The organism is Pseudomonadota bacterium (assembly GCA_026388315.1).
In the GTDB taxonomy this organism is placed as follows: Bacteria; Desulfobacterota; Syntrophorhabdia; order Syntrophorhabdales; family Syntrophorhabdaceae; genus MWEV01.
Genome location: JAPLKA010000004.1, coordinates 23,179 through 31,100, shown reverse-complemented (window position 1 = coordinate 31,100; position 7,922 = coordinate 23,179). Strand labels below are relative to the sequence as shown.

The following is a 7,922-nucleotide window of genomic DNA, read 5'->3' as shown; positions in this document are numbered from 1 at the left end:
GGGAGTGAGCCAGAGGGACTCCTTACGACCCGTCAGCGTATCCTTAAATTTGGCGGATGCGCCCAGGGTGGAAGAGCCGGTGGCAAGAATCCGCACTTCAGGATAGTGATCCGCAGCGATCTTCAGAAGCTCGGATGGATTTTGCAGACGGTGGATTTCATCGAGGATAATGGTGCGCCCCCGGAGGAGTCGTAGAAATCCTTCGGCATCTTCCAGCATCACCCGAACCCTGGGCAGTTCGCAATCGAAGTATTCAGCATCGGCAAGACTCTGGCTCAGAAAGGTCTTTCCGGCTCGCCTGACCCCGGAGAGCCATATAACAGAGCGACTTTCCCAAGCCTTGCCTATCTGTTCTACCCAGAATGATCTTTTCTTCATGCAACTACAGTTTCATATAGTGACGCTAATTGCAAGTAAAATCTCATTTAGCGCAAAACGCTAAATTTCAAGACCTGACCCCATTAACTTGTAGGGGATTTCAACGAAGGCATGTTGCTGCGGATTAAAGTCTTTGGTGTTGCGTGTACACAACTTGACATCGTGGATTATGGCAACGGCCGCCTGGAAGGCATCGGGCAGCTTCCAGCCGTATTGCCGTCTCAATGCAGCGGTCTTCTCGGCTACAACAGCGTCGATTTCCAACATCTCGAAGCTTTGAAGCAGCGGACGGACTTTCCGCCCCCCCTCTTCGTCCAGCCCCGTCAGAATCTCGGCATAGCTGATCACAGAAATGGCCGTTTTCTCCGGGTCCAATGCAAGGATAAATTCCGTCGCCGGCGGGACGCTGTTGAGATGATCAATGAGGATGACGGAATCGAGAAGCCTCTCCAACATTACTGTTTTCCCCATTCCGAGCGAATCTCTTCCTGGTAACGCAGGGCATCGCCCCGCATCCAGATCCCCTGGGTATCCTGCACAAGTTTCCGGTAGGCTCCATGACCTTCCGCCGCTTTCAGGCAGGCGATGCCTCTACGAACGGCCTCCGCCAGGGAAACACCGTGCAGTCCGCTGTATGCGGCCAGCCAACGTTTTTCCTGCTCTGAAATCGTGATGATGGTTCTTGCACTCTTCATCTCGTTACCTCATACCTCATGATAAATTCTTTTCAGCATTGAACCGCGAAAGGATCCTATCATGCAATGTGATACATGTCAATGTATATCACCTGAATGAATAAATAGGGCGCTGTCCCGGTTTCCCCATTATAGAACACGTAGCGATAATCCCGGAATATCTATGAAATCCTTCCCATTATAGGTGAGTAAGGTCAAACCATGCTGTATAGCCTGACTGGCGAGCCACAAATCCTGCAACCGGTATCGATGCTGGAGTCCCAAGGCCTTCATCTGGGCAGTTAGGCTGCCGAATATTTCTCCGGTGGTTTCATCGATGCGCAGAATGGGCTTTCGTTTCAGCCGATGTAGGGCCGCCTGACGCTTCTGGCGGATGTTCAGGTCGGACGTGTTCTCGGCGCCGAATTTCAACTCTGCAATGGTGACGGGTGAAATGTAAACGGCCTCCGCGCCGGTGAACAGCGCAACGTCCGCCGGGGCCAAGGCGCCCCGCTCGACGGCCACCCAGATACAGGTATCGATCAGGAAGCCCAAGGATCACGCACCTCGGAGAGATCGGCCGCAGCGCCTTCCCGGCTGTCTTTCATCCATGTCGCCCCCGCATCCTCAGGCAAGGTTCGGTAAAGATCCGACATGGCTTCGAGAGCCGTCATGGTTGCCGGCCCCGGGATGATCTTGGCCACCTGATGGTTATTACGGACAATGATCAATTCTTCTCCCTGAAATTCGACCAGATTCATCATCTGCTTGAATTTTCGGGCCAGTTCAGTGGCAGTGATCTGAAGCATAATGGACCTCGCTCTTGATAATTTGATACGATCATATAATCAAACAATGTCTGTGTCAAGAACGAAAAGTAGCGGGAACTGGGGCGCGGCGGAGGGTGAAGGGTTTCAGGGGGTCGCTGACGACGTCTTTTTCCAGGTAAAGAGTGCTGTAGTTTTTCGTGCCGTTGAGGAGGGGCATGTGGAGGGGAGGCATCCGGGGACTTTTTCCGACCCCAACATCAACCATAAACTTGAGTCTTGTTGCAGTCATGACGACTTAACCGTTCACAACGTAAACCTTCTCATTTTCAATACGTTCCGATGCATACAAGATGGCCGCCTGGATATCCTGCGGCTCCAACTCAGGATAATCCTCCAAAATACCCGATGCAGAAACACCGCCCCCCAATGCCTTTAAAATCTGTTCGACAGTGATTCTCATCCCCCTGATCACAGGTTTTCCAACCATGACGTCCGGATTCACTGTGATCCTCGCCAACAGTTCAGAAGATTCCATGGAATACATCGTTTCCTCCTTTACACTCCAACTTCCCCTCAGTTTCGTTAACCTTTACGAGTATCATATCACATTCGCTATAACATTGATTCCATAAAAAACAGAACCGGAAAAATATGAGGGGCGCTGTCCCTATTTAACCTATTTGTATATATCGCTTCTGAATCCGGCCTTGAAAATGAATAGAAGCTCTTTATCCGCACGAAACAGGACTCGAATCTTCCCGACTCTCAGCCGATACTCGTGAGGATAAGGGGAAAGGGGCTTGATGTCCAGATGATGGACATCGCCCTTGATCAAGCAATCTACGGCTTCTTTGATGCGCCGCCGCAGTTTTACGGGGAGACTTTGGATGAATTGATCCGCTTTGCGACTGATCACGTATAGGCGTTCTGTGTGATCATTCACCAATTCTTAACGACCTCCCGGAGATTCAGCGTCTCGCCTCGTTTCAGTTCGTCATACGCTTCCCGCCGTTCAATTTCATCTTCCGGCGATAGGATTTCCAGATCCTCTCGAAAGGCGTTGATTCTTGCCGCGATGGACTCCCATTCTTCCAGCGGCACAATGACGGCGGAACGCTTTCCGGAATCATCGGTTATGTACTTCACATTCATCTTATTCACCTCACTTTCCTAAGACCGGACGGCAATATCCTATCATACATCCAACGAATGTGTATGAGAAACAGAAAATACGAGGGGCGCTGTCCTCCCTATTTTTCTTAAAGAGCTTTTTCCTGCTGCACCCTTTCATGAAGCCAGATCTTGATAATGGCACTGCGGTCAACGCCTATTTTGTTCCGGATGTCGTCCAGGTCCTTGACCAGAGCCTCTGAAACGTCCAGTGTTAGACGAACTTTTCTTCCGGGCCGGGTGATCGTGGCCTTCGACATATCGACCAGTTCGTGAATGTCCTCTCCATTGTCAAAACGGCTATCAAATTCGCTGTTATTCTTTGCGAGCGACTTTTTTGTCATATAAATCCACCTCCTTTCCCCTGGATCTTCTTACCGAAATGATACGGATGGCATTGTCGCGTAATGTATAGATGGCCGTCCATAGTTTATCGTCTTTCTGGCCGATCAGGATCCATCGATTTTCTACAGGGTACGAAGCATGAATTTCCACCCGGTTCTCATCCGACCAAAGACTTTTGGCTGTTTCGAAGTCAATGCCGTGCTTTTCTTTATTGGCAATACTTTTTGGGGGATCCCATTCAAATAGCATGATTAATTATACATGATATGTGTATATTTGCAACATAAATAATAGAGGATCGGTCGATAATTCTTGGGGCTGTGCAAGTGAGGTCAGGTCTTTAAATTTAGCGTTGCGCAAAAATGCTGGAGCGGGAGACCTGACCCCAGGACTTGCAAGTGCAAACACGCAAAACGCTAAATTTTGAGACCTGACCCCCAAACTTGCCCTTGAGCACGTTGAACAACTGGGGGATTTCATCGAAACTGATTTTCCTAAGGAATTTCCCAATCTTTGTGATACGCGGGTCATTTTGATCCAATGGATTTACAGAAGGGGCTCTATCGCTATTTAAATCGCCGACGCAATTGCAAGATGAAGGGCGTTGAGCGTCCTATTTAAAGACCTCAATATTTTTATCTATTTATGCCAGCCATTGCCACAACGGCATCAACCTGATCGGGCGCTCGACATCCTGCCATCGGAATGTCTCGGTCCGGTCAACGCGGTCGTTGATCAGCAAGAGTTCATCGCAATGCAGCTCCTGAGACGCCTTGATCAGCGCCCGCATTTCCCTCTTCAGCGTCTTCGGATTCGTGATGTCCGAACAGACCTGAATCAACCGCGTCACATGCAACCCCTCTTTGATGATAAAATCCACTTCCTCGTTTTGCCGGCTCCTCCAGTAGAACAGAGAAATTCGACCGGCGATTTCCTCTCTTTTCAGAGCAATGGCCACGAGATTCTCATAGAGCGCACCCCTATCCTCACTGAAACGGAAGCCCGCCGATACCGCCAGACCATTGTCGGTGCAGTAGATTTTCTTGTTGTGTCCCGCCTGATCCTTCACCTTGAAAGAGAAGCGCGGGAGCGAGAAAACCAGATAGGCTTCCTGAAGATAGCGGATATATTTATCGATCGTATGGACGCTGCGGCACTTCGTTACCCCGGAAAGTGCATTGAACGAATACTCGCGCGCTATATTCGACATCAGATAAAGGGTCAGATCTTCGATCCCCTGGACCGACCTGACCTTGAACCGTTTGACGATGTCCTTGTACAATGTAGATTGCAGCAGGTTGCGAAGATAGTCGCGGCGATCGATCTTTTTGAGAAGAGGTTCCGGATAGCCCCCCTGCTCTGCGTACGCGTCCAGCGCGGCCATGTTCTCGATCCCGGTCCGCTCTCCTCCTGACGCGGCCAAGACCTCGCCGAAAGAGAAGGGAAACAGAACAAGAGAGGCATGACGGCCCGTGAGATGGGTGGACAGTTCCGAAGAGAGCAAATTGGCGTTGCTCCCGGTGATCAGAAGCCTGAACCCCTGTCGCTGCAGGCGATTGACGAACATCTCCCAGCGGGGCAGATTCTGGATCTCGTCAAAAAAAAGATAGCGAGGATTGCCGAAGACGGCGTTTACGGCGCTGACAATTTCATCGTAATCTTCCACGGCGGTCAGCCGTTCGTCATCGAAGTTGATGTAGCCGTAAGAGTCGGTCTGTTGGATCAGATGAGCGCCATAAAACGATTTCCCCGCACGTCGTGGACCGGTGATGACCTTGATCAGATCGTCTCCGAGGTCCCAGGATATCGACATCTTCCGTTCGACATAGGTTTCCTGAAGGCGACTTTCCAGTTCTCGTTTTTGAAGTAAGGCGATATCTCTTAGCATATTTTACCTATGATGCACAAAAGTCTTATTTTGTGTGCATCATAAACAAAGATCTGCACAAAGTCAAATCATGTTTTTGGGTACCACCGTACCCGCCCCGATCCCCTATCCGCAAAGTTGGTGGATTAAAATAGGGGCGCTGTCACCCTATTTTTCAAATGCCCCTGAAAGCAAAAATCAGGGTTTCAATCAAGATGGCTATGTCCATGAAAAAAGAAACATTCTGAATATAATATAAATCGTAATCCATGTTTTCATGGATGGCTTTCTTCCGATCCCCGCTGAGCTGCCAAAGGCCGGTTATGCCGGGCAACACCCGCAATCGTTCGCGCTGGATTTCATTGTATTGTTCGACAATGAACGGCATCTCCGGCCGGGGACCGACAAGGGACATGTTGCCTTTGAGCACGTTGAACAACTGAGGGATTTCATCGAAACTGCTTTTTCTGAGGAATTTCCCGATCTTTGTGATGCGCAGGTCATTTTGATCTAACGGATTTACAGAATAGGGATTTGTGTCAACATCCATGGTTCTGAATTTATAAATCTTGAATATTTCACCATCTTTCCCGACTCTATCCTGCCTGAAGATAACAGGCCCTTTCGAGTCCATCCTGATCAGCAGAATAATAATGAGAATAATTGGTGATAAAATGACCAATATTATCAGCGAAGCAAGAATATCAAATATGGGCTTCACGTATGGCACATAAAAAGACTTGCTTTCTTCTTCCGAGACCAGGGGGATTTGTCCGATTTGCTCTATTCTGAGCTTATGCATGGATGCTTTATAGAGATTCGGAACGAATTTCCATTTGATGTTCTCCTGCTTTAATAAATTTTGAATCTCCCTTAAAGATTCAGCGCCTATATTTGAAATAGCGATATAGATTTCATCGATGGTTAATGATTCTTTCAGTCTCTTTATGTCATGTCGGTTCCCAAGGATATTGATCCCGGTCGAGGTGTCAAAACCACTTCGTGAAATGCTACGCCCTAATATTAAAGGGTTATCATCGATGAAGCCAACGGGGATAATGCCGAATTTCGGTGAATTGCTGAATTCGTGGTAAAGGGCCTGCCCCAGCTCGCCAGCCCCGTAGATCAATACTTTTCTGTTCAGTTTATGCAGAGAAGCAGAAAAGGACTGAACGTGATAGAAAAAAGTCTTTAAGCCGATAACCAGTGTCAGGGAAATAAAATATGAAAAAATGATGACGTACCTGGATATGGCAAATTGTCCAAAAACCAGTATCACCATGATCAGGAGAAAAGCGCTGGTAATGCCCTTTGTCGTATTCTGAATTTCCTCAACATTCAAAACACTTGAATTTGCTTGATATACTTTAAAGAAACGCATAACGACGATTACAAATAAACCTATAGCCATGCTCACAGGAATGATATCGACTTTTTGATAAATAACGCTCTCTCCAATGCCGGAAATACGATACAATTTGTAGGCAATCCAAATCGAAACCGTAACGGTCGCAAAATCGATCAACTGATAGGTCAAAGAAGAAAATGTCCGGTAAATATTTGTTTTCATGATTGATAATGGTTGAAATTAAGAAAGTCGTCGTAGGAAACAAAATGCTCATTCAAAATAATTCTTTTGAATAAATCTTCATAAAAGTCAGTAATCCATTCCCAATTATAATAGTTCTGTATTCTGGTTCGAACTTTATCACGGAAAATTTGCACGACTTCCGGAGAATTGATCAAGCATTGAAGCTTTTCCACAAGGTTCTCCAATGGACGGTCCCTCTCAAAAAAACATCCGCAATCTCCGATCACTTCCATGTTCACCATGCTATTCCTGACCAGCACACAATTCCCAAACCCCATCTGGTCAAGCAATGCCGGCCTTGTTCCATCAACCCCCGATGGCTGGACATAGAGATAGGCATGGCTGCTTAACTGGGCATAATCGGCTCCGAAGGCGTAACCGGTAAACACAACCCTGTCATTCGCAATTTCATAAAGATGGCGTTTATATTCATCGGCATAAGTGGCATCGCCGACGATAACCAGTTTCTTATCTGTTTTAACTATTTTAAACGCATTAATAAGCAGATCGATGGCATTCTCCGGGACAAAGCGCCCAACATAGAGGATATATTGATCCGCCTGCAGCCGCCATTTCTTAAGGGCGGCAAGCCCTTCATCGCGGATGATATTAGCGCCGTAAGGCACGAATACGGTATCCGAATTGTAGAGCTTCTTGTATCTTTCCTGAATGCCGCGTGCATCGGAGACAATAACATTGGCTGTTCGAGATGCAAGCCATTCACACTTCTTCTGATACCATTTTGCAAATCCCGACCATTTCTCTCGTGCCCAGTCTTCTCCATCGACATTTAATAGAGTCTTCATACCAAAAATACGCGGTATCCAGACCAGAGGACTGTTCCCGACAATGCAATAATATACAATATCGTAACGGGAAAAAACTGAGTAAATCGTAGATAAAAAGGTGTGGGTTATTGTGTCGAGGTGCTTTGTTGGGATAGATGGGAGGGAAACGATCTTAACGCCGTTATACTCTTTTCGAATGTCTTTGATGAAGTGAGAGCGATTATAGACGGTTACTTCATGACCTCTCTTGACAAGGCGAACCGCCAATTGCTCATAAAATGTCTCGAAACCGCTATATCTTGCGGGAATGCCGCGGGTTCCTAAAAGAGCGATTCTCAT

The 7,922-nt window shown here is 47.5% G+C and carries 13 protein-coding genes and 1 pseudogene; all 14 read right to left on the bottom strand.

Annotated elements, in window-relative coordinates:
- Positions 1-378: AAA family ATPase (locus tag NTX75_00250; protein ID MCX5814661.1), on the bottom strand; the 378-nt coding region annotated here is incomplete at its 3' end.
- A 60-nt stretch (positions 379-438) separates the two neighbouring features.
- Positions 439-849, bottom strand: coding sequence for a PIN domain-containing protein (locus NTX75_00245; protein ID MCX5814660.1), 411 nt, complete (start codon positions 847-849; stop codon positions 439-441).
- Positions 834-1,073 carry a hypothetical protein gene (locus tag NTX75_00240; GenBank protein MCX5814659.1) on the bottom strand — a complete coding sequence of 80 codons (240 nt, stop codon included), beginning with the start codon at positions 1,071-1,073 and terminating at the stop codon, positions 834-836. The genes NTX75_00245 and NTX75_00240 overlap by 16 nt, the downstream gene beginning before the upstream one ends.
- 129 nt (positions 1,074-1,202) lie before the next feature.
- A complete protein-coding gene (locus NTX75_00235; GenBank protein MCX5814658.1) occupies positions 1,203-1,607 on the bottom strand; it encodes a type II toxin-antitoxin system VapC family toxin in 405 nt (134 codons plus the stop codon).
- Entirely contained in the window at positions 1,595-1,861 is a 267-nt protein-coding gene (locus NTX75_00230) for a type II toxin-antitoxin system Phd/YefM family antitoxin (GenBank protein ID MCX5814657.1), read from the bottom strand. Before NTX75_00230 ends, NTX75_00235 begins: the two co-directional genes overlap by 13 nt.
- Positions 1,862-2,117: 256 nt before the next feature.
- Complete coding sequence (locus NTX75_00225; protein ID MCX5814656.1) at positions 2,118-2,357, bottom strand: DUF433 domain-containing protein; 240 nt, start codon at positions 2,355-2,357, stop codon at positions 2,118-2,120.
- 141 nt (positions 2,358-2,498) lie between these two features.
- The gene (locus NTX75_00220; GenBank protein MCX5814655.1) at positions 2,499-2,765 is read right to left on the bottom strand and encodes a hypothetical protein; all 267 of its coding nucleotides are present in this window, start codon (positions 2,763-2,765) and stop codon (positions 2,499-2,501) included.
- Complete coding sequence (locus NTX75_00215) at positions 2,762-2,974, bottom strand: hypothetical protein (protein MCX5814654.1); 213 nt, start codon at positions 2,972-2,974, stop codon at positions 2,762-2,764. The genes NTX75_00220 and NTX75_00215 overlap by 4 nt, the downstream gene beginning before the upstream one ends.
- Before the next feature lie 107 nt (positions 2,975-3,081).
- Positions 3,082-3,336 (bottom strand): CopG family transcriptional regulator, encoded by a 255-nt coding sequence (locus tag NTX75_00210; protein MCX5814653.1) that lies wholly within the window; start codon positions 3,334-3,336, stop codon positions 3,082-3,084.
- Positions 3,308-3,586 carry a BrnT family toxin gene (locus NTX75_00205; GenBank protein ID MCX5814652.1) on the bottom strand — a complete coding sequence of 93 codons (279 nt, stop codon included), beginning with the start codon at positions 3,584-3,586 and terminating at the stop codon, positions 3,308-3,310. The genes NTX75_00210 and NTX75_00205 overlap by 29 nt, the downstream gene beginning before the upstream one ends.
- Positions 3,587-3,782: 196 nt before the next feature.
- Positions 3,783-3,872: pseudogene (locus tag NTX75_00200) on the bottom strand (sugar transferase).
- Between the two features lie 108 nt (positions 3,873-3,980).
- Positions 3,981-5,225 carry an ATP-binding protein gene (locus NTX75_00195; GenBank protein MCX5814651.1) on the bottom strand — a complete coding sequence of 415 codons (1,245 nt, stop codon included), beginning with the start codon at positions 5,223-5,225 and terminating at the stop codon, positions 3,981-3,983.
- 154 nt (positions 5,226-5,379) lie between these two features.
- Positions 5,380-6,774, bottom strand: coding sequence for a sugar transferase (locus tag NTX75_00190; GenBank protein ID MCX5814650.1), 1,395 nt, complete (start codon positions 6,772-6,774; stop codon positions 5,380-5,382).
- Positions 6,771-7,922: a glycosyltransferase gene (locus NTX75_00185; GenBank protein ID MCX5814649.1), complete on the bottom strand. Its 1,152-nt coding sequence runs from the start codon at positions 7,920-7,922 to the stop codon at positions 6,771-6,773. Before NTX75_00185 ends, NTX75_00190 begins: the two co-directional genes overlap by 4 nt.